Origin of the sequence: Humibacillus sp. DSM 29435 (assembly GCF_001758225.1) — a bacterium.
In the GTDB taxonomy this organism is placed as follows: Bacteria; Actinomycetota; Actinomycetes; order Actinomycetales; family Dermatophilaceae; genus DSM-29435.
Genome location: NZ_MAST01000001.1, coordinates 122,309 through 141,725 on the forward strand (window position 1 = coordinate 122,309; position 19,417 = coordinate 141,725).

The window sequence follows — 19,417 nt, forward strand, 5'->3', positions numbered from 1 at the left end:
TCCGTTCCCCGGGATGTTGACCCGGGGACACCCCCACAGTCGAGTGCAGCTGGCAGCTCGCGTCAAGGGGGTGGAGTCGTTGTGGTGCAAGCAGTTTCGTCGCTGTTCCGCCCAGCGAGCCGAATCGGACCGGTCGTACCGTCAGGGGGAACGGGGGCTGGTCAGCCGGCCAGCAGCACTCTCGCCGCCGCGGCCAGAGCCCGAGTCGGCGACGGCACCGGTGCGGTCGGTGACCCCGCCTCGATCACGGCGCCCACCACCTCGTCAGCCATCTCACGTGAGAGCAGACCGCCGACGTTGCCACGGAACTTGGCCACGACCTCATCGACCGACAACGGGTCGTTCGGGTTGCCGCGCGCGTTTCGCACCTCGCCTCGCCCGCTCCGCCCGTCGCGCAACCGAAGAGTCACCGTCGCGGGCCGCTCGCGAGGCAGAGCCGAGCTCAGGTCAGCCCGTTCGTGCAGAGAGACCCGCCGGGCCAGGGCGGCCACGTCGTCACGACGGAGCTGTTCCGGCAGGTAGGAGCCGGCATCGAGAACCCCGTCGACCAGCAAGGCGGCCATGGAGTACGGCAGTGAGAAGCGGGCCTGCATGTCAGAACCGATGTCGACCTGCGACAGTGAGGCCGCGAACGCGAAGGTCTCGACCTCGATGCTCTCGACGTCGTCTGCTTGTAGGGGAGCAGGCCGGTGTGGGCCGGGGGCCGTGTCGCAGCAACGGTCGTGACGCGGCGATGACGACGACGGTGCGAGGTCAGCCAGAGCGGCCCGGGCGGCATCGAGCGCTGGGTGGATCCAGCGGGCACAGGCGTAGGGCTTGAGGTAGCTCTCGAGCAGGGTCCAGCGCCGCCCGAGCCCACCGACGACGAGGTCGAGGTCGAGGTCGGTGCAGACGGCGCCGTCGAAGAGGCGTCGGTAGAGGGAGTCGTCGGTTCGGGCGCCGGCGGCGACCCGGTCTGCGGCACTGGCACCGTAGTAGGCGCCGAGGCCCGTCCACGCGTTGCGCACGGTGCCGCCCCGCATGGGCACGGCGAGGGTGGCCGCGAGCGGCAGGTTCGAGCCGAGCAGAAAGGCGTGGCCCAGCAGGTCGGGGGGCAGCTCGCGCAGCAGCCCGGCCGCCACCGCCGCGGCGCCCGGGCCGTGCACACCGTGCGGGTGCAGACCCGGTCTCAGGGATGATGCCCGGCCGCTGCGCATTCCGATCTCGCTCGCGACCGTGAACACCTCGAGCAGTCGCAGGTCGTCGAGGTCATGGCCGGCCGCCCAGTGCAGCACCACCGGCAGGACGTGCGGGGCGGGGTGGGCCGTCGGCACCGGAGGCAGCCGGTGACCCTGCGGGTGGAACGAACCTCCGGAGTCGGCGTCGAGCCACGTGGCCGCGGTGCCCAGGGTCATCAGTCGCGCGAAAGGGGCTGCCCTGCTTGCGACCTCGGTGTTCGCCAGGGTGGCGCCGAGCTGCTGCACCGGCGGGTAGCGAAGGCCGCCCGCCAGCGCCCCGAGGGTGTCGAGCAGCAGCAGACTGCTGAACGCTCGGACGGGTGGGGGCACCTGGGCGAGCCGGGTGTCGGCAGCGAACCTGGAGACGGCATCGCGAATCGGCGCGTTGGCTGCTGCACCGGGCTCGGCGCCGGTGGTCGGAGGGGTGCTCATGCGAGGTCGCCTCTCTCGGTCGACGTGGGGTCGGGTGGGGTTCGTCGGGCCAAGCCGGCTCGCATCGCGGACCCGAGGGCTTCCAGCCGGTCGAGCACCCCCGGCAGGGCGCCGGCGACGATGATGCCGTCGATGCCGGCTGACGCCAACCCCGCGACCGTGTCTGCGATGGCCGGAGCAGTGTCGATGAGCAGGAAGCGTCGGCGCACCAACCGGCTCACGTCGTCGTCATCCTCAACGCCGCTGTCATCGCGGCTGTCATCGCGAGGGTGATCACCGCCGTGCGTGTCGGTGGCGGTGTGCTGCTGCGCCCCGTGGCGACGGTAGTCATGGGCCTCGGCCAGTCGCCGCACCGCCGCGACCTGGTCGTCAGCGAGGCCGAACCAGTCGGGGGCGTTGGCCATCCGCATGGCGCACGACCCGAGCAGGGGAGCGGCCGCCGCGGCCGCCGACCGTGGGTCGTCTACGACGAGCGCCCGGACGAAGAGCCAGACCCGCGTGGTGGGTTCGGTCTCTCGGGCGAGCCGCACCGCGCGCGCCACCGTCGCCTGGTCGACGCCGACATCGAGCAGCACGCCCCCGAGCTCGGCTGCGGTCGCGGTGACGGTGCGGGGGCCTGAGGCCGCACCGAGCAGACGACCCGGCAGCCGGTCGTGCCCTCTCTCGTCGCGGAGCAGCTCACGGAGCGACCGCATCGTCATGCGGTACTCGGCAAGAGTGGGCGCGGTGATGCCCTCGTTCGCGACAGAGCTCTCACCCCGCCCGACCACGGTGAAGGCTCGGCCCGGATGGTGCTGCTCCAGGGTGCGTAGTGCGCCCGCGACCGTCGTGGGGTGTCGCAGCCCCAGGCTGGCCACGACCGGTCCGGCCAGGGCGGCGTCGGTGCTCGCGAGCACCCGCCCGGTCTCGACCCACCCATCGCGAAAGAGGCGGGGGCTGTCGACGAGACCGATGCCGTCGAACCCGGCCGACAGTGCTCGCTGCGTCACCGCGACCGGCTCGCTGTCAGACCAGCGGCGGGCGAGGTTCAGCATCAGGGGTGGAACGGAAGCGCTCATGACGCACCGACAACCGATGTCACGGTCAGCTCGAAGGTCTCGGCCACGCCTACGACACCGACCGCGTGCAGGCGGGTCGCCAGCCAGCCGGCAGCCAGGGTGTGACCGAGCAGGAGGCCGTTGTCGTCGGTGGTGCGGGTGAGCGGATGCACCACAAGGAGGGCCCCCGCCACATCGACGAGAGCGCGTGCCGCTGAAGAGCTCCGGTCGGGGGAGCCACCCGTCGCGACGAAGGCACACACCGCCGCGGCCGTGACCCAGCGAGTCACCCCGGCGACGGCTGTCGGCCCCTGCGCCACCTGCACGACCGTGTCGGCCCGTTCGGCCTCGTTCAGCCCGGCTTCGACTGCGGTGGTGAGCATCGAGGACTCTCGTTCGACGCCGCAGGCAGTCGCAAGCAGCGTCAAGCCGTCGAGAAGAGCGACGCGATCGACCGAACCCTCGACGACAGGAGCAGCACTGGCCGCACGGTGGATTCGGGACCCGTTCCACAGCAACGCGGGAAACACTCCGGCTCGGCGGCTCAGCCCCAGCAGGTCGAGACCGTTGGGCATCCCCGTCTCATCGGCAGCGACGGCTCCGAGCTCGTCGGCCCAGGCCGTCAGGTCGGCTGGCACGGGCGCAGACCGCAGGGCGTCGAGCCGGCTGATCGAGTCGGCAACCTTGACGTTCAGCGGGTCACCTCGGTGCTCTCGGTGACGAGGTAGAACCGGAAGTCGGTTCGCCCGCCCGGGCCGCGCTCACTCGGGATCGGGTGCTCGTCGAACCACGCCAGGTAGCTGGCGTAGGCCTGCTCGTCGGCGTAGTGCATCTCGGCGATCCGGTAGAACGAGAGGCCCTCCGGCACATCGGCCGAACCACCGGAGGCCTGGCGGACCGGTCGCAGCACCTTGTTGAAGACGATGCGGTCGAGGTGGGGGTTGGCCAGCAGGTCGGGAGCGTGCACGTCGAACAGCCAGGCCTCGTACTCCTCGGGGCTGACTCCCGGCTGGATCTCGTAACCCAGGATGGTCTTGATGCTCATGGTGCTCCTCGCTTCGGTTGGTCTGTCGGATTTCCGGGCCACGCCCTAGGGGTCGATGCGGATGGTCGTCCGCAGCACGGGGTCACCGGCCCGCCAGTCGAACGACTGGGCTCCGGCGCCGAATCCTTCGAGCCGCACGCGGTAGGGGTGTACGCGGATGCCGACGAGGTCGGCCGCCACCTGGTCTCGGTCTCGGGCGGGAGCGCGGTCATCGCCACGAGCCACCTGTTCGGCCCGGGCCCGCGCGTAGGTGTCCCAGGTCCACGCCTCGCCCATGAACTGAGCCTGGCCTCGCACCATCACCGCACGGGCCGGCAGGCGCCCGAGGTCGAAGACGTGAGGACGGTCGTTCGTGGCTCCGGGGGCCGGTGACCCGAGCCAGGCCACGAGCAGCCGGGGGTCGCGGCGAAGCTGTTCGAGACGCCGGTGTGATCGACGTTGCACGAGGTTGACGGCGAAGCCCTCCGCGAGGAAGGCAGTCATCGAACGGCTCACCGGGTAGCCCTGGGCGTCGAGGGTGGTCACCACCGCGAAGCCGGCCTCGTCGCGCACGAACCCCTCGGCGAGAGCCAACACTGCGGCATCCGGGCGGGTCATTGCGCACCTGCTGCGCAGCGGATCTGTCGGCCGAGAGCACGGGCGTCGCCACCGGTCGCCAAGGCGTGAACCGCGGCCAGCACCGTGTTGCCCGCGGCGCCGAACCTTCCGGTCAACAGGCGGGTAGCCTTCATTCCCAGTGCATCCCGGCCAAATCGATGATCGTCGTCACCACGAGGAAGCCCGGCGGTCGCCTCGCGTCGGCTCCCGTCGAAGAGCTGAACGCGCACCCGTGCCGGCCGCCCGGCCGGGTACCCCGCGTCGAGCGCCGGGTCGTGCACGACTGTGACGCGCGCGGCCAGATCGCGCACATCCACGGCGCTGATCCGGTCTGCGGTCAGGTTCGTCTCGTCGAGACGACCGTCGAGCAGCGCGACGGCCACCGAAGTGGGCACGCTGAAGCGTGCAGTCAGCTCGGAGTCGGCCACGGTGTCGAAGACGGCCGCACCGCCATAGGCGGCGACGACCACCGACTCGACGGTGCTGCCGTGGAGTCCGGCCGTCATGAGGTCGTCGACGGCGTCGTTGACTCCGTGCAGGTGGGCGCAGGTCGGGTAGGCCTTGACGTAACCGTGGAGCACCTCGAAGCGCGGCCAGGAGCCGTTCACCGCCTCCAGCGGCGCAGGGTTCCATGCCGCCGCGGCCATGGCGGCGAGATGGCGTTCGAAGGTTCCCGGTGCCGGCTCGAGCCCGGCCACCGCAGCGACGCCCTGCTCGGCTCCGAGCTGTACCGATGAGCCGAGGAAGGTGTGCGACGCGGAGTGGCCGGCGAAGACGGTGGTCGCATCGGTGAGCAGCACTGCGCCGGCTGCAAGCTCGAGGGCTCGCGAAGCAGCCGAGGTGTCTCCGGGGGCCAGCAGCCGGGCCGTTGCGGCAGCCGCGGCTACCTGCCCCCAGGTGCCGATGTCATGCACTCCGGTCGGGGTGCCACCCATGGCCATCCCGACCCGGACCCCCGCCTCATACCCGGCGAGCACGGCCGAGAGCACCTCGGAGCCGTCGGCCCCGATCTGCTCGGCGAGGGCCAGAACAGCGGGCACGACATGGGACGCCGGGTGGCCGCGTGCGAGTCGGTGCCCGTCCTGAAGCTGGTCGGCCGCCGCCGCCGTGGCGTTCAGCAGCATCGCGGTTGACGCCGGCCATGAGGCGGTCGAGCCCAGTACCGAGGCGCCACCTTCGATGTCGGCGGTTCCGGCTGCGTTGCCGGCCGAGCGGCCGGACGGACCGCCGCCGAGGAGACGGCCGTGCAGATCGGTGAGGCGACGGAGCTCGGGTCGACCCGACCCGAGGGCCGCCACGGCGACGCAGTCAGCGACCAGGTCGACGACCTGGTCGCGAACGGGCTCTGGGGCGCTGGTCCAGGAGGTCGTGGCCACGGCGCGGGCCAAGCCGTCGATGCTCACGTCGTCACCCCCGCCCGGCCCCGGCGACGAGGTTCATCAGCCGGCTGACGTCGGGAGCGGAGGGCAGGTCGAGGCCGGCGACGGCGACGGCAGCAGCCGCATCGGCGCCGAGCGACCGTGAGGCGTTCAGGCGCACCTTGGTCGCGAGCTCCTCGGTGGTCAGGGGGTTTCCGGGCCCGCCACGGTTGACGTCGACCCGAACCTCGTGGCGGGTGCCGTCGGTCGTGGTGACGCGTAGCACGGCGGGGAACTGGTGCGGAAAGATCTCGTCGCACCGAGCATCCGGAACACATCTCACCAGGGCGGCCAGGTTCAGTCGCTGCTCGTCGAGGGCGGCCTCGTCGGTGAAGTCGTCGTGGAAGACGCCGAGGCCGGCACCACCGACCAGTGCGGCGGCCACGGTGTAGGGGCCGCTGAACGCAGCGTGGTAGCCCGACCGCGGGCGCGCCTTCTCCTCCGGAGGCTGGGCGATGGTTCGCAGCACGGCCGTCGGGGCTCCGAGCTCGATCGCCACGATGTCGACGGGGTCGACTCCACGGGCCCGCATCTCGAGGGCGGCGTCGATGCCGGCGTGGGTGAAGTGGTTGCAGGGGTAGGGCTTGAAGAAGATGCCGGGCAGCTCCCAGCGTTCGCCGAGGTCGGCGGTGACCGCATCGACGTCGGCCCGGTCACCACAGAAGGCGTGGAGGAAGCCGAACCTCCCCTCGATCACTGTGGGTGGCCCGGTCAGCCCGTGGGCGGCGAGATCGGCTGCGACGACCCCCGCGTGAGCGGCCCAGCCACAGTGCACCCGCTTGACCGTGCCACCGGTACGGTTCGCCTCGAGCAGACCCGAACCCATCGAGGCCGCGATGCCCGCCGCGTGGGCGATGCCGTCGGCGTCGAGGCCGGTCACCATGGCCGCCGCGACAGCCGCCCCGACAGCACCGCAGATCGAGGTGGCGTGCTGACCCCGTTCGAAGAACTCCGAGTTGCCGAGCGACTCGTCGTAGCCCCCCATCCCGAGGCGCACGGTCACCTCGATACCGACTCCTGCGGCGTCGAGCAGGGCGGCTCCGGAGGCGCCCGTGGCCTCGGCCACGGCGAGGGCGGCGGGAATGACACTCGATGAGGGGTGCAGCACTGAGGGCAGGTGCGTGTCGTCGAAGTCGAGCGAGTGCGCCAGCGTGCCGTTGACCAGGGCGGCAGCCGCAGCAGGGACCTTGAGCCCGGTGCCGATCGCCGTCGCGTCGGTGGGGCCTCCCCACCCGCGCACGACTGCCGTCACCGCCGAGGCGGAGGTCTCGCCCCCCGCCGCGAGCGAGTTGCCCACCAGGTCGAGCACGCGCCGGGCCACGTCGTCTCGCAGCCCCGCCGGCAGCCCGTCGCGACGGGTGACGACGGCGAGGTCGGCCAGCTGCTGCACGACGGTGCGCGCCGACGCCTCGGGCGGGTTCACGCGGAGACCGCCGCGAACGGGCGAACCGGGGATCCGGTTCCACCGACGATGCGCAGGGGGGCCATCACGAACGTGAACTCGGTGAGGCCGGCGGCCGCAGCGTCCTCCAGAGCCAGGTGCTCGATGATGAAGATCCCGTGCTGCACGAGCAGGATGCGGTGCACGGGCAGAACGCTGTGCCCGGCTCCGGGCGGAATCTGTTCGTAGGCCGTGGTGTCGCTGCCGGTGGCGACGATCCCGGCCTCCGCGAGCCAGCGGGCCCCGTCGGGTGTCACCCCGGGAACCCCCTTCTCCTTGCTCAGATAGCGCGTGGCGTCGTCGAAGTGACGGGACCAGCCCGTACGCACGAGCGCGACGTCGCCTTTGCGCAGTGGGGTGCCGGCGCGGTCGAGGGCGGCCTGGAGGTCGTCGGCCCCCACGCCGTGGCCGGGGTCGAGCACGTCGACCCCCCGGGCCGCGGCCACGTCGAGCAGTACGCCTCGATGGAGGAACGCCGGGGTGTGCTCGGCTCCGAGCTCACGAAACGCTCCACCCACCTGGGCGGCGGCGGCGTCGACGCCACCGTGCATGAGGCCCTCGTGGCTGACGTGGGCGAGGGCATCGACGTGCGTGCCGACGTGGCCCCCGGTGACGATGATCTCGTTGGCGGCCGATCCGCCGTCGGGCCGCACCATGTCGCCGTGCCGACGGATGAGGGTCATCCGGAACCCGGGATGGTTCGGCGAACAGGGCATGCCCGTGAAGAAGGGCTGACCCAGCTCGACGATCGAGACGCCGGCGCTCACGGCTGCGAGCAGTGCGTCTGTGCCGGTGTGCGTCTTCTGGCTCATCAGTGGCCTCCCGATTCGGTGGTGGTGACGTGGGTGGGTACTCGGTCGAGCACGACCCGGGCGCGGGCCACGACCGCACCGTCGATGAAGCGGCCGCCGGCGTCGAGCACCGCGACCTCACCGTCGGCCTCGGCCCGGGCCGCTGTCGCGACGATCGCGCGGGCGGCGCTCACGGCATCCGGGCTGGGGGTGTAGACCTCATGCACGACCCGGAGCTGAGCCGGGTGCACGACCGATCGTCCGAAGAAGCCAGAAGCGAGACCGGCCTGGCTGGAGGCGCGGAGACCCTCGAGGTCGGCCACATCGGTCCAGACGCTCTGCACCGGTGAGGTGAGGCCTGCCGCTCGCGACGCCACCACGACCGCCCCCCGGGCCCAGTCGAGGCCGCTGGGTGAACCGACCAGCAGGTCGGCGGCGAGGTCGGCCTCGCCCAGCCCCAGCCCGACGACCCGCTCGTGCGCGGCAGCCAGTTCGGCGGCACGGGACAGCCCCAAGGCAGTCTCGAGCAGCAGCTGTAGGGGCAGGTCGGTGGTCTGCGCCACCCAGCGCACCACCGCGGCTTCCTCCGAACGGGGGAGGCGTAGCCCGTCGACACCGGAGTGCGCCATCGCCTCCACGTCGGTGCGACCCAGGGTGTCGACGGGGGGGTTCACCCGTACCCACACCTGGGGGCCCGCGGGGTCACGGCGGGTGAGGGCCGAGAGCGCGTGGTCGCGCGCTTCGTGCTTGCGGCCGGCTGGCACCGCATCCTCGAGGTCGATGACCACGGCATCGGCCACCGACGCCAGGGCCTTGGCGATGCGGTCGGGGCGGTGGCCGGGAACGTAGAGCCACGAGCGGGGGGCGCTCACACGACCCCCTTGCGTCGCAGCTCGGCCAGCTCGTCGGCATCGACGCCGATCTCACCGAGCACCTCGGCGGTGTGCTGGCCGAGCGACGGGCCTGCCGAGGTGATGGCCCCAGGAGTCTCCGACAGGCGGAAGAGAACGTTCTGCATCAGCACGGAGCCCAGCTCGGGGTCGGGCACGCGCACGAGAGTGCCGAGCGCTGCGAACTGCGGATCGGCCACCACGTCGCGCACGTCGTAGATGGGCGCGACTGCGGCCTGGGCCTGCTCAAAAGCCTGCACGACCTCGTCGCGGTCACGTGCGGCGATCCATGACCCCACCGCATCGTCGAGGAGGTCGGCGTGCTCGGCTCGGTCGGCGCCCGACGCGAACCACGGTTCGTCGATGAGCTCGGGTCGGCCGACGAGGTGCATGACGCGCTCGGCGATGCTCTGCGCGCTCGTCGAGACGGCTACCCACTGACCGTCACGCGTGGCGTAGGTGTTGCGGGGGGCGTTGTTGGCCGAACGGTTTCCGGTGCGCTCCTGCACCTGCCCGAGGGCGTCCCACACCGTGGGCTGGGGCCCGAGCAGGGTGAGGATGGGCTCGATGATCGCGAGATCGACCACCTGGCCGCGGCCGGTCGAGTCACGCGCCCGTAGGGCGGTCATCGTCGCGAAAGCAGTTGCCAGTGCGGCGATTCCGTCAGCCAACCCGAAGGGTGGCAGGGTGGGAGGCCCGTCAGGCTGGCCGGTGATCGCGGCGAACCCGCTCATCGCCTCGGCGAGCGTGCCGAACCCGGGTCGTTTGGCGTAGGGGCCGAACTGGCCGAAGCCGGTGACGCGGGCGAGCACGAGACCGGGGTTGAGTGCGCTCAGCTCGTCGTAGCCGAGGCCCCACCGCTCGAGGGTTCCCGGGCGGAAGTTCTCGATGACGACGTCGGCCTGCGTGACCAGCCGGCGAAAGATCTGCTGGCCTTCGGGGCTGCCGAGATAGAGGGTGATGCCGCGCTTGTTGCGCCCGACCACCTTGCCCCACAGGCCCACGCCGTCTTTGCTCGCACCGTGGTAGCGCACCGGGTCGCCGCGCGGGTGCTCGACCTTGATGACGTCGGCACCGAAGTCGCCGAGCATCGTGGCGGCCATCGGGCCGGCGAACAGGGTCGAGATGTCGAGCACTTTCAGCCCGGCGAGCGCGGCGGTCATGGCCGGCCCCCTGAGGTCGGAAGTCCGCCGCGCCAACCCATTCCGCGAGAGATGCGGTCGGCGGCCTCGACGACGAGTGGCACGAAGCGCTCACGCGCGACGGGCCCGACCCGATCGGCCGGGCCGCACACCGAGACCGCTCCGTGAACAGCGCCGTCGACGCCGAACACCGGTGCTGCGACCGAGCCCGCCCCGGCCTGGCGTTCGCCGTCAGACTGGGCCACCCCCGCGAGACGCACCTGGGTCAGCCGCTCACGAAGAAGGTCGTGGTCGGTGATGGTGCGCGCGGTGGTCGCCTCGAGTCGGCCCTGCAGCACGGCATCCTGCTGCTCGGGCCCGAGAAAGGCGAGGATGCACGTGCTCGAGCTGCCCGCGTGCAGCGGAAAGCGACGCCCGACCTCGACGGTCATCTTGATCTCCCTGATGCTCTCGACCTGGTCGAGGTAGACCCGTCCGCCGGGTACGAGCGCCGAAATGGTGGTGGTCTCTCCGGTGGCCTGCTGAAGCTCGCGCAGCAACGGCATCGCGACCTTGCGCAGATCTGACTCGCGAAGAGCCCGCGCCCCCAGCGCGGCAGCGGCCGGGCCGAGGTGGTACTCACGGGTGGCGGGATCTGCGGTCAAGAGGCCTCGTTGCACGAGGGTCTGCAGGATGCGGTGCACGACGGCTTTCGAGAGGTCGAGCTCGCGGGCCAGGGCCGAGACCCCGAGACTGCGGGGCCCTTGGAGAAAGGCGAGCAGCACGTCGGTGACCCGTGCTGCAGCCTCGGTGCCGGACTGCTCGCTCATCGTCCTCCTTGCCGCCAAGCGGGTCACGGTCATTGCCGTCACTGCTCGTGTCGTCACGTTCTGGGTTGTGGTGCACCTGCGTGCGTCGTGGCTCGGCTCGCTTATGAGTTTGAGCGTTCCGCTGGGAGAAACATACGTCAGATGCCGTCAAATCGGGCTGGTGAACCTCAATTTCGTTTGAGCGTAACGGTTTGAACCATTCCCTGTCGATCCCTTGACCGAGCCAACTGCCGATGCCAGACTGACTCGTCATCCGCCGTTCCGTTCTGAGGAACGACATAGGCTCTGGAGTTGATATGAGGAAGACCTGGATCGCCGGTCTGGCGCTCGCCCTGCCACTGGCCCTCGCGGCCTGTGGAGGCTCGACCCCCCCGGGAACGGCCGGGGCAGGCGGAGCGACGAAGGCCGCCGGAGAGGCGATCAAGATCGGCTCTCTCCACCCCCTGTCCGGATCCTCTGCCGCTGACGGCCAGCAGATGGACAACGCAGCCAAGCTCGCGGTCGAGGCCATCAATGCTGCCGGCGGCATCAAGTCGATGGGGGGCGCCAAGCTCGAGCTGCTGAGCGCCGACTCCCAGGGCAAGCCCGAGGTCGGCCAGAGTGAGGCCCAGCGGCTCATCCAGGAAGGCGCCGTGTCGATCGTCGGCACCTACCAGAGCGCCGTGAGCCAGAACGTGGCGGCAGTCGCCGAGCGCAACAAGGTGCCCTTCGTCATCGACGTGTCCAGCGCCGACGCCATTCTGGCGCAGGGCTACAAGTACTCCTTCCGGCTTCAGCCGAGCGGCACCGTGCTGGCCGAAGACGGAGCCCAGAACCTCTTCGACGTCTCGAAGGCGGCCGGCAAACCGGCCAAGAAGATTGCCATCCTGCACGAACAGGGCCCCTTCGGCACGGCGATCAAGGACACCTTCAGCAAGAAGGCGCAGAGCCTCGGAATGACGATCGGGCCGGTGGCCAGCTACGACGCGGCTAGCGTCTCCGACTTCACGACGCAGATGGCGGCCGTCAAGGCCTCCGGGTCTGACGTGTTGATGGTGGCCGGGTACTACCGCGACGGGGTGCTCGTCGCCAACGCGGTCAAGACCGTCAAGCCCGGTGTGAACGCGGTGTGGGGGGTGGCCAACGGGGCCTTCGACGTGCCCACGTTCCCCGGGGAGGTCGGTGCGGCCGGCGAGGGGTTCTTCGACTCCAACTACCACCTCGATGGCACCAACCCCGACACGCAGGCGCTGATGAAGACGTACCAGGCGAAGTACAAGGACCAGATCCGTACGGCCGCTGTGCTCTCCTACGACGCTGTCCGCGTGATTGCCGACTCGCTCGAACGGTCTGGCAGTGCCGACCCCACGAAGGTGCGCGACGCGATCGCGCAGACCAACCTCAAGTCGCTCATCGCTTCCAAGGGCCCGATCACCTTCGGCCCCACGGGTGAGAACGAAGGCGCTGCGCCGATCCTCATGCAGGTTCAGAGCGGCAAGGTCGTGCAGACCTTCCCCAAGGAGTTCGCTCAGACCGCACCGCGCTACCCGGCGACGCCGGCCTCGTGAACCCTCAGCCGACGGACCCCGGCACTTCTGCCGCCGACGCCGGCGAGGGCAGCAGGTCTATGACCGAGCAGATCCCCTCCGCCACGGCTCCAACCGTGGCGGAGGGTGAGGGGCACACCTCGTCACCGCGCCTGTGGGCGCGGGTTCCTTGGACGCGTGTGGCCATCGGCGTCGGGTTCTTCGTCGTGGCCATAGCCCTGGCCTACCTGCGGGCGGGCAACGGCGACGTCGTGCGACAGGCCGTGCTCACCGGCATCCTGATCGGCGGCGTCTACGGCCTCGTCGCCATGGGGCTGACCCTGATCTTCGGCGTGCTCGACATCGTCAACTTCGCCCACGGAGCCTTCCTCGCCGTGGCGCTCTACATCACTGTCACGATGGTCTCGCGGCTCGGCGTCAACCCGCTCGTGGCCCTCTTCGTCGCCGTGCCGGTCATGTTCCTGCTCGGGGCCGGGGTGCAGCGGTTCGTGCTCGCGGGCGCGATGGGCAAGCCCCTCGAGAACCAGCTGCTCATCACCTTGGGCCTGGCCCTGTTGATCGACAACGTGCTGCTGATGTCGTTCGGGCCCAACCCCCAGTCGGTGAAGCTGCCGGGCGACACCGGCGTGCAGATCTTCGGGGCGGTCGCGACGGTCTCGCGACTGTTGGCCTTCGGGGTGGCCATCGTGCTCGCCGCCCTGCTCTACGTGCTGCTGCAACGCACCCGCCTCGGCACGGCCATCCGCGCCGTGGCCGCGAACGAGGCCGGAGCCCAGCTGGTGGGTATCGACACGCGGCGCATCTACATGGCGACGTTCGCCATCGGCACGGCGTGCGCCGGAGCGGCCGGAGTGCTCGTTGCGCCGCTGGTGACGATCGAGCCCACCACGGGCGAGCTGTTCAACATCATCGCCTTCGTCGTGGTGGTACTCGGGGGCATGGGCAACGTCATCGGCGCCCTGGTAGGCGGCCTGATCATCGGGCTCACCGAGCAGCTCGGTGCCCTCTACTTTCCGGGTCAGAGCCCACTGCTGTCGGTCTTCGTTGTGTTCGTCCTCGTGCTCTTCCTGCGCCCTCAGGGACTCTTCGGGAAGGCCTCATGAACACGGTCACTGATCAGTCGCCAGACCAGTCACCCGACCCGTCGACCGCACCGGCCACCGAGCCGGCGCCCCTACCGCGGCCCATCTGGGGTCGGCACCTGCTCGTGCTCGCCGTCATCGCGGTGGTGCTGGTGCCCCTGCCCCTGTTGCTGCCACCGAACACCCAGGCCGTCGCGGTCCGGGTGCTGATCTTCGCGCTCATGGCTGTCGGCTGGAACATCATGAGCGGCTTCGGCGGGATGTTCAGCTTCGGACACGCCGCGTACTTCGGCCTCGGGGCCTACGTCAGCGTCTGGCTGCTGGTCAACCACGGCGTCTCGCCCTGGATCGGGCTGCTCGTCGGCATGCTCGTCGCCGCGGCGTTCGCCACCCTCATCGGCTTCCTGGCCCTGCGCTACCGGCTCAAGGGCGCCTACTTCGCCCTCTCCACCTTCGCCTTCGCCGAGATGCTGCGTCTGCTCGCGATCAACAGCGACTTCGTCAACCGCGCCGTGGGCTACAACGTGCCGCTCCGCCCCGAGTTCTCCCTGGCGTTCATGCAGTTCGCCCCGGGTTCACCGGCCTACTTCTGGATCGCGCTCGGGCTCACCGTCGCCGCCATCGCCGTCAGCATCCTCTTCCTGCGCTCTCGCACCGGTCGCTTCCTCGTCGCCGTGCGCGACGACGAAGACGCCGCGGCCGCAGTGGGCGTTCCCGTGATGCGCACCAAGCTCGTGACGATGGCGCTCTCGGCGGCCGTGACCTCCGTGGCGGGCACCTTCTACGCGCAGTACTACTTCTTCATCGACCCCGACGTCGCCTTCGGGTCCAGCGTCTCCATCCAGGCGATCCTGCCGGCGGTCATCGGAGGGGTCGCGACCATCTGGGGCCCGGCCATCGGCGCTCTCGTGCTCGGCCCCCTCAACGACGTGACCGCCACTCTGCTGCGCAACCCCCCGGCTGCCCTGAGCTTCCTCGAGGGTCGGGCCGGGCTCGACGTCATCGTCTACGCGCTCCTGCTCATCCTCATCGTGCTGTTGCTGCCGCAGGGAATCTACGGTGCCCTCAGAGACCGCTGGAGGCGGCGATGAGCCTGCTCGAGGTACGCAACGTCAGTCGGTCCTTCCAGGGCCTGAAGGCGGTCGACGACGTCTCCTTCGACGTGAAGGAGGGCAGCATCCTGGGCATCATCGGACCCAACGGGGCCGGGAAGACCACCTTGTTCAACCTCGTCGCCGGGGCCATCACCCCGCAGGCCGGCACCGTGACGCTCGACGGTCGGGACATCACCGGCTTCGCGCCGCACAAGGTGGCGCAGGCCGGCATGGTGCGCACGTTCCAGCTGATGAAGCCCTTCGGCTCTGTCAGCGTGCTCGAGAACGTGGCGGTCGCGGCCATGGCCGCCGGCACGAGCCGTCACGACGCCTCGAAGGCCGCCGCCCAGATCGTCGAACGGGTCGGCCTCGGTCGTTGGCGCGACCTGCAGAGCTCCGGGCTGCCGACGGCGGGGCTCAAGCGGCTCGAGCTGGCGCGTGCCCTCGCCGTGCGCCCTCGGGTGCTGCTGCTCGACGAGGTGCTCGCGGGTCTCACCCCCACCGAGCGAGCGCCCGTGATGGAGCTGCTCGAAGCCCTCCGGGCCGAAGACGGGGTGACCCTCGTGTTCGTCGAGCACATCATGGCCGCCGTCATGCGGCTCTCCGACTCGGTGCTCGTGCTCGACCAGGGGCGGGTGCTCATGAGCGGCAGCCCCCAGGAGGTCACCAGTGATCCACGAGTGATCGAGGCCTACCTCGGACAGGAGCCCACCGATGTTGCGACTTGAGTCGGTCTGCGCCGGCTACCACGGCCTGCAGATCCTGCACGAGGTCGACCTCGAGGTGAACGAGGGCGAGATCGTGGCACTGGTCGGCGCCAACGGGGCGGGAAAGACCACCACCCTTCGGGCAGCGTCGGGGGTCATCTCGCCGACGTCGGGTCAGATCACCTTCCAGGGAGAGCCGGCGGGCGGCCTGCGCACCGCCGGCCTGGTCGCCAGAGGTCTGGTGCATGTGCCCGAGGAACGCGCGCTGTTCGGCCCGCTCACGATCGAGGAGAACCTGCGGATGGGGGCCTGGACCCAGCGCAAGACGCCGATGAGCGGCGCTCTCGCAGAGGTCTTCGAGCTCTTCCCCGTGCTCGCCGATCGCCGCCGGCAGACGGCGGAGACGCTGAGCGGGGGTCAGCAGCAGATGCTCTGCATCGGTCGGGCGCTGATGGCCAGGCCCAAGCTGCTCATGCTCGACGAACCCTCAACCGGGCTGTCGCCGAAGCTCACGTGGACGGTGCTCGAGGCCATCGGCATGATCCGTGACCGTGGTGTCGCGGTGCTGCTCGTCGAGCAGAACGCCGGTCAGGCTCTGCGGCTGGCCGACCGGGCCTACGTCATGGAGAGCGGCAGTGTGGTGCTGGGCGGCACCGGTGCCGAGCTGGCCGACGACGACCGCGTCCGCGCCGCCTACCTGGGGTTGTGACGCGGTGACGGATGCCGCAGCCCGCGAGGCGACCCGGGAGATCGGATCCTGGGCGGCGGCCCTGCGCTGGCAGGATGTGCCCGCCCTGGTGCGCGGGCGCCTACAGCTGGTGCTGCTCGACTCGTTGGGCGTCACCCTCGTGGGTGCGCGTCTGCCGGAGCAGGGCGAGCTGACGCAGGCCTGGCGCCCGGGGCCGGGGCCGGTTCCCCTCGTGGGTCGTGGGCGCACCACGAGCGTCGAGACCGCCGCGTGGCTCAACGCCACGGCCATGGTGCGGCTCGAGCTCGACGAAGGCAACAAGTTCGCCGCGGGTCACCCGGCAGCACACGGGTTCTGGGCAGTGCTGGCCCTGGCCTGCGACCTCCGCAGCTCAGGCCCCGACACCGCAGCCTCGCTGTTGGTCGCCTACGAGGTGGCCGCTCGCTTCGGTCGGGCCACCCGGCTGCGGCCAGGGCTGCACCCGCACGGCAACTGGGGCGTCGCCGGTGCCGCCGCAGGCTGCGCACGCCTGCTCGGGCTGAGCGGCGAGGGTGTGGCCGAGGCGATCGACACCGGCGCCGGGATGGCCGTGGCCGGCCCGTTCGACTCGGCGCTCGACGGCCACGAGGTGCGCAACGCGTGGATGGGAGCCAGCAACGTCTCCGGGCTGGCGGCCGCAAGGCTCTCGGCCGCAGGGGGCGCCCGGTGCACGGGCACGGCGGCCGCGTCGTTGGGCAGCATCCTCGGCACGTTCGACGCATCGGAGCTCACGCTCGACCTGGGCACGCGATGGGACATCCTGTCGGGCTACTTCAAACGGCACGCCGCCTGCTCGTTCACCCACCCGGTCGCCGACGCCCTGCTCGAGCTGAGCCGAACGGCGCCGATCTCTTCGGATTCCGTGGAGTCGGTGCTCGTCGAGACGCACGCGCTGGCAGCGGGGCTCGACCGGCAAACCTGGGACTCTCGGCTCTCGGCGCTCTTCAGCATCCCGTTCGTGGCGGCGACCGCGCTGGTGCACGGGCGCATAGGCCCGAAGGAGTCTTCCTCAGCGGCGCTGGCCGATGCGGAAGTGGCTGGCCTCGCCGCCCGGGTCAGTGTCGCCGAGGCCCCTGATCTCACGGCCCGACTGCCCCGCGAGCGTGCGGCGCGAGTCACCGTCGTGGAGGCCGCACGCCCCGGCGAGATCACGGGCACCCGGCACGTCGCCCTGGTGACCAACCCCGTCGGCGACGCCGACCATCATCCGCTCGACGAGGCCGATGTGATGGCCCTGCTCGCCGCCTGGCTCGGCGATGACAAGGCCGTCGCGACTGTGGCGCGGGTCGCCGCCGGGCTTGCCGACGCCGTCGACGTCGCGCCATTGCTGTGTGAGCTCGCGCTGTGAGTGCTACCCGTCACCAACCCAAGGAGACCACGTGCACATCTGGTCGGTCACCCCTATCCACGTCGACGATGCCGAGCTGGCCCGGAGACAGGCGCGCTACGACGCGCTGAGCCCGAATGGTCTGCGCGTCGAGCTCGTCGACGTCGGAGTCGACGCACCCACCCAGCTCGCCACCGAGCAGGACGTCCGCGACTCCGAAGGGCTGGTGGCCGCCGCGCTCGAGGCGGCTCCCGACCACGCCGACGCGCTCATGCCCGACTGCGTGCTCGACCCGGCAGTGGCGCAGCTTTCCGGGCGACTCGACCGACCTGTGTTCGGGCTGCTGCGCACCTCGACGGCCTGGAGCGCCCTGGCGGGCCGACGGGTGGGGGCGGTGACGCGCAACGCGGTGATCGCCGACGAGCTGGCGCGGGTGATGGCTGTCTACGGCCTGGCCGACCGGTTCACCGGCGTCGACGTGCTCGACCTCGACGTCGACGCCATTCACGACGCCGACCGTTGGGCCGCCGCCCTCCGGGGTGTGGTGCAACGGATGGACCGTGCCGGCGCCGGTGACGTCGTCAACGGCTGCAGCGCGGTCGAGCTGCCACCCGACGCTGCAGACTGGCCGGTACGGGTCGTCGACCCGACTGCCCTCACGCTGCGGCTGGTCGCCGCAGGCGAGGCGCGATGAGTGCCAACGGCCCTGACCTCGTCATCGCGGGGGCGGGCGGCGGCCTGGCCGGTGCTCTGCGGGCGGCCGAGCTCGGCCTCGACGTGCTCGTCGTCGAGGTGAGCGAACACTTCCGCCGAGGGAACAACACATCCATGTCGACCGCGATGATCCCCGGCGCCGGATCACGCTTCCAGCGCGCCGCCGGCATTGACGACTCACCCGAACAGTTCTTCGCCGACGTCATTGCCAAGACCCACGGCGAGGCCGACGAACGTCTCGCTCGAGCGCTCACCGGGGTGAGCGCCCGGCTCGTCGAGTGGCTCGTCGACGAGGTGGGGCTCGACCTCGACGTGGCCACCGACTTCCACTACCCCGGTCACACCCACGACCGGTGCCACACCCTGGAGGGGCGCCACGGCACCCTGCTGCTCAGCCATCTGCTGGACCGGGTTCGCGCCGACGACGCGATCGACCTGCTCGTGCCGGCCAAGCTGGTCGATGTGCGACTCGACGAGCACGGCCGGGTCGCGGCTGCCGTCATCGAGACCCCAGACGGCACCATCGAGGAGGTCCCCACCCGCGCTGTGCTGCTCGCTATGAACGGGTACGGCGGCAACCGAGAGATGGTGGCCGAGCATCTTCCCGAGATCAAGGATGCTGTCTACCACGGCAGCGAGGCTTCCCGGGGCGACGCCGTGCGTATCGGCCGATCCCTCGGCGCTCGAACGGCCTACCTCGACGCGTACCAGGGCCATGGCGCGCTCGCGTCACGCACCTCGACCTTGGTCGGCTGGGCCACCGTGATGCACGGGGCGATCATCGTCGGCAGCGACGGCCGACGTTTCGGCGACGAGACGACGGGCTACAGCGAGTACGCGGCGGTCATCGCCCGGCAGCCGGGGGCCTTCGGCTGGATCGTGCTCGACCAGCGGATCCACGACGCCTGCCTGGTCTTCACCGACTTCCGGCAGACCGTCGAGGGTGGCGCGCTCGTGTGGGCCGACGATGTGGCCGCCCTCGCCGAGCTGACCCATCTACCGGCGGATGCGCTTACCGCTGAGCTCGACCTCACGGCGCGACAGGCCTCGCCAGCCGCCGACCCGCCCGATCAGCCTGACCGGTTCGGGCGCACGAGCTTCGAGGCACCGCTGCAACCGCCGTACGCGGCGGTGCGGGTGGTGCCGGCGCTCTTCCACACCCAGGGCGGCCTCGTCGTCGACGACCATGCACGCGTGGTGAGTGACGAGGGCTCGGTGATCGAGGGTCTCTACGCCTCTGGCGGAGCAGCAGCTGGGATCTCGGGTCACGGGGCCGCCGGCTACCTGGCCGGCAACGGTCTGCTCCCGGCGCTGGGGCTGGCGTTCCTGGCCGCCGAGCACGTGCACGCCACAACCCGAAACTCGAAGAGCCTGCAGCCCGAACACCCGAACACCCGAACCTGAAGCCCGAACAACCTGAA

At 70.7% G+C, this 19,417-nt stretch carries 19 protein-coding genes; 8 read left to right on the top strand and 11 right to left on the bottom strand.

All coding sequences use genetic code 11. From position 1 onward, the window contains the following. Positions 1-161: 161 nt before the first annotated feature. The 11 genes from BA895_RS00550 to BA895_RS00600 are packed head-to-tail and all read right to left on the bottom strand — an operon-like array spanning position 162 to position 10,819. Positions 162-1,649, bottom strand: coding sequence for an MmgE/PrpD family protein (locus BA895_RS00550; protein ID WP_070189934.1), 1,488 nt, complete (start codon positions 1,647-1,649; stop codon positions 162-164). Further along, positions 1,646-2,707, bottom strand: a complete 1,062-nt coding sequence (locus tag BA895_RS00555) for an LLM class flavin-dependent oxidoreductase (protein ID WP_139142452.1) — start codon at positions 2,705-2,707, stop codon at positions 1,646-1,648. Before BA895_RS00555 ends, BA895_RS00550 begins: the two co-directional genes overlap by 4 nt. Beyond that, the gene (locus BA895_RS00560) at positions 2,704-3,324 is read right to left on the bottom strand and encodes a hypothetical protein (RefSeq protein WP_070189936.1); all 621 of its coding nucleotides are present in this window, start codon (positions 3,322-3,324) and stop codon (positions 2,704-2,706) included. The genes BA895_RS00555 and BA895_RS00560 overlap by 4 nt, the downstream gene beginning before the upstream one ends. A gap of 53 nt (positions 3,325-3,377) precedes the next feature. Next, positions 3,378-3,731 (bottom strand): EthD domain-containing protein, encoded by a 354-nt coding sequence (locus tag BA895_RS00565; RefSeq protein WP_070189937.1) that lies wholly within the window; start codon positions 3,729-3,731, stop codon positions 3,378-3,380. Between the two features lie 45 nt (positions 3,732-3,776). Beyond that, positions 3,777-4,328: a hypothetical protein gene (locus tag BA895_RS00570; protein ID WP_070189938.1), complete on the bottom strand. Its 552-nt coding sequence runs from the start codon at positions 4,326-4,328 to the stop codon at positions 3,777-3,779. After that, complete coding sequence (locus tag BA895_RS00575) at positions 4,325-5,731, bottom strand: MmgE/PrpD family protein (protein WP_070189939.1); 1,407 nt, start codon at positions 5,729-5,731, stop codon at positions 4,325-4,327. Before BA895_RS00575 ends, BA895_RS00570 begins: the two co-directional genes overlap by 4 nt. 4 nt (positions 5,732-5,735) lie before the next feature. Continuing rightward, entirely contained in the window at positions 5,736-7,169 is a 1,434-nt protein-coding gene (locus BA895_RS00580; RefSeq protein WP_217493784.1) for an MmgE/PrpD family protein, read from the bottom strand. Then, positions 7,166-7,999 carry a cyclase family protein gene (locus BA895_RS00585; protein WP_070189940.1) on the bottom strand — a complete coding sequence of 278 codons (834 nt, stop codon included), beginning with the start codon at positions 7,997-7,999 and terminating at the stop codon, positions 7,166-7,168. Before BA895_RS00585 ends, BA895_RS00580 begins: the two co-directional genes overlap by 4 nt. Beyond that, the gene (locus tag BA895_RS00590) at positions 7,999-8,850 is read right to left on the bottom strand and encodes a CoA ester lyase (protein ID WP_070189941.1); all 852 of its coding nucleotides are present in this window, start codon (positions 8,848-8,850) and stop codon (positions 7,999-8,001) included. The genes BA895_RS00585 and BA895_RS00590 overlap by 1 nt, the downstream gene beginning before the upstream one ends. Then, positions 8,847-10,031, bottom strand: coding sequence for a CaiB/BaiF CoA-transferase family protein (locus BA895_RS00595; protein ID WP_070189942.1), 1,185 nt, complete (start codon positions 10,029-10,031; stop codon positions 8,847-8,849). The genes BA895_RS00590 and BA895_RS00595 overlap by 4 nt, the downstream gene beginning before the upstream one ends. Then, positions 10,028-10,819 (bottom strand): IclR family transcriptional regulator, encoded by a 792-nt coding sequence (locus BA895_RS00600; protein WP_139142453.1) that lies wholly within the window; start codon positions 10,817-10,819, stop codon positions 10,028-10,030. The genes BA895_RS00595 and BA895_RS00600 overlap by 4 nt, the downstream gene beginning before the upstream one ends. 296 nt (positions 10,820-11,115) lie before the next feature. Here BA895_RS00600 and BA895_RS00605 point away from each other — a divergent pair, with 296 nt between their 5' ends. Genes BA895_RS00605 through BA895_RS00640 form a run of 8 tightly spaced genes read left to right on the top strand, consistent with a single transcriptional unit; the run spans position 11,116 to position 19,400 of the window. After that, positions 11,116-12,366: an ABC transporter substrate-binding protein gene (locus tag BA895_RS00605; RefSeq protein ID WP_070189944.1), complete on the top strand. Its 1,251-nt coding sequence runs from the start codon at positions 11,116-11,118 to the stop codon at positions 12,364-12,366. 59 nt (positions 12,367-12,425) lie between these two features. Beyond that, a complete protein-coding gene (locus tag BA895_RS00610; RefSeq protein WP_083282880.1) occupies positions 12,426-13,448 on the top strand; it encodes a branched-chain amino acid ABC transporter permease in 1,023 nt (340 codons plus the stop codon). Continuing rightward, positions 13,445-14,518, top strand: coding sequence for a branched-chain amino acid ABC transporter permease (locus BA895_RS00615; RefSeq protein ID WP_070189945.1), 1,074 nt, complete (start codon positions 13,445-13,447; stop codon positions 14,516-14,518). Before BA895_RS00610 ends, BA895_RS00615 begins: the two co-directional genes overlap by 4 nt. Beyond that, on the top strand, positions 14,515-15,249 hold the full coding sequence (locus BA895_RS00620; protein ID WP_070189946.1) for an ABC transporter ATP-binding protein: 735 nt from the start codon (positions 14,515-14,517) through the stop codon (positions 15,247-15,249). The genes BA895_RS00615 and BA895_RS00620 overlap by 4 nt, the downstream gene beginning before the upstream one ends. Beyond that, entirely contained in the window at positions 15,236-15,937 is a 702-nt protein-coding gene (locus BA895_RS00625) for an ABC transporter ATP-binding protein (RefSeq protein ID WP_070189947.1), read from the top strand. The genes BA895_RS00620 and BA895_RS00625 overlap by 14 nt, the downstream gene beginning before the upstream one ends. A 4-nt stretch (positions 15,938-15,941) precedes the next feature. Then, positions 15,942-17,303 (top strand): MmgE/PrpD family protein, encoded by a 1,362-nt coding sequence (locus BA895_RS00630; RefSeq protein ID WP_070189948.1) that lies wholly within the window; start codon positions 15,942-15,944, stop codon positions 17,301-17,303. A 31-nt stretch (positions 17,304-17,334) separates the two neighbouring features. Further along, on the top strand, positions 17,335-17,976 hold the full coding sequence (locus tag BA895_RS00635) for an aspartate/glutamate racemase family protein (RefSeq protein ID WP_070189949.1): 642 nt from the start codon (positions 17,335-17,337) through the stop codon (positions 17,974-17,976). Beyond that, complete coding sequence (locus tag BA895_RS00640) at positions 17,973-19,400, top strand: FAD-binding protein (RefSeq protein ID WP_070189950.1); 1,428 nt, start codon at positions 17,973-17,975, stop codon at positions 19,398-19,400. The genes BA895_RS00635 and BA895_RS00640 overlap by 4 nt, the downstream gene beginning before the upstream one ends. Positions 19,401-19,417 lie beyond the last annotated feature (17 nt).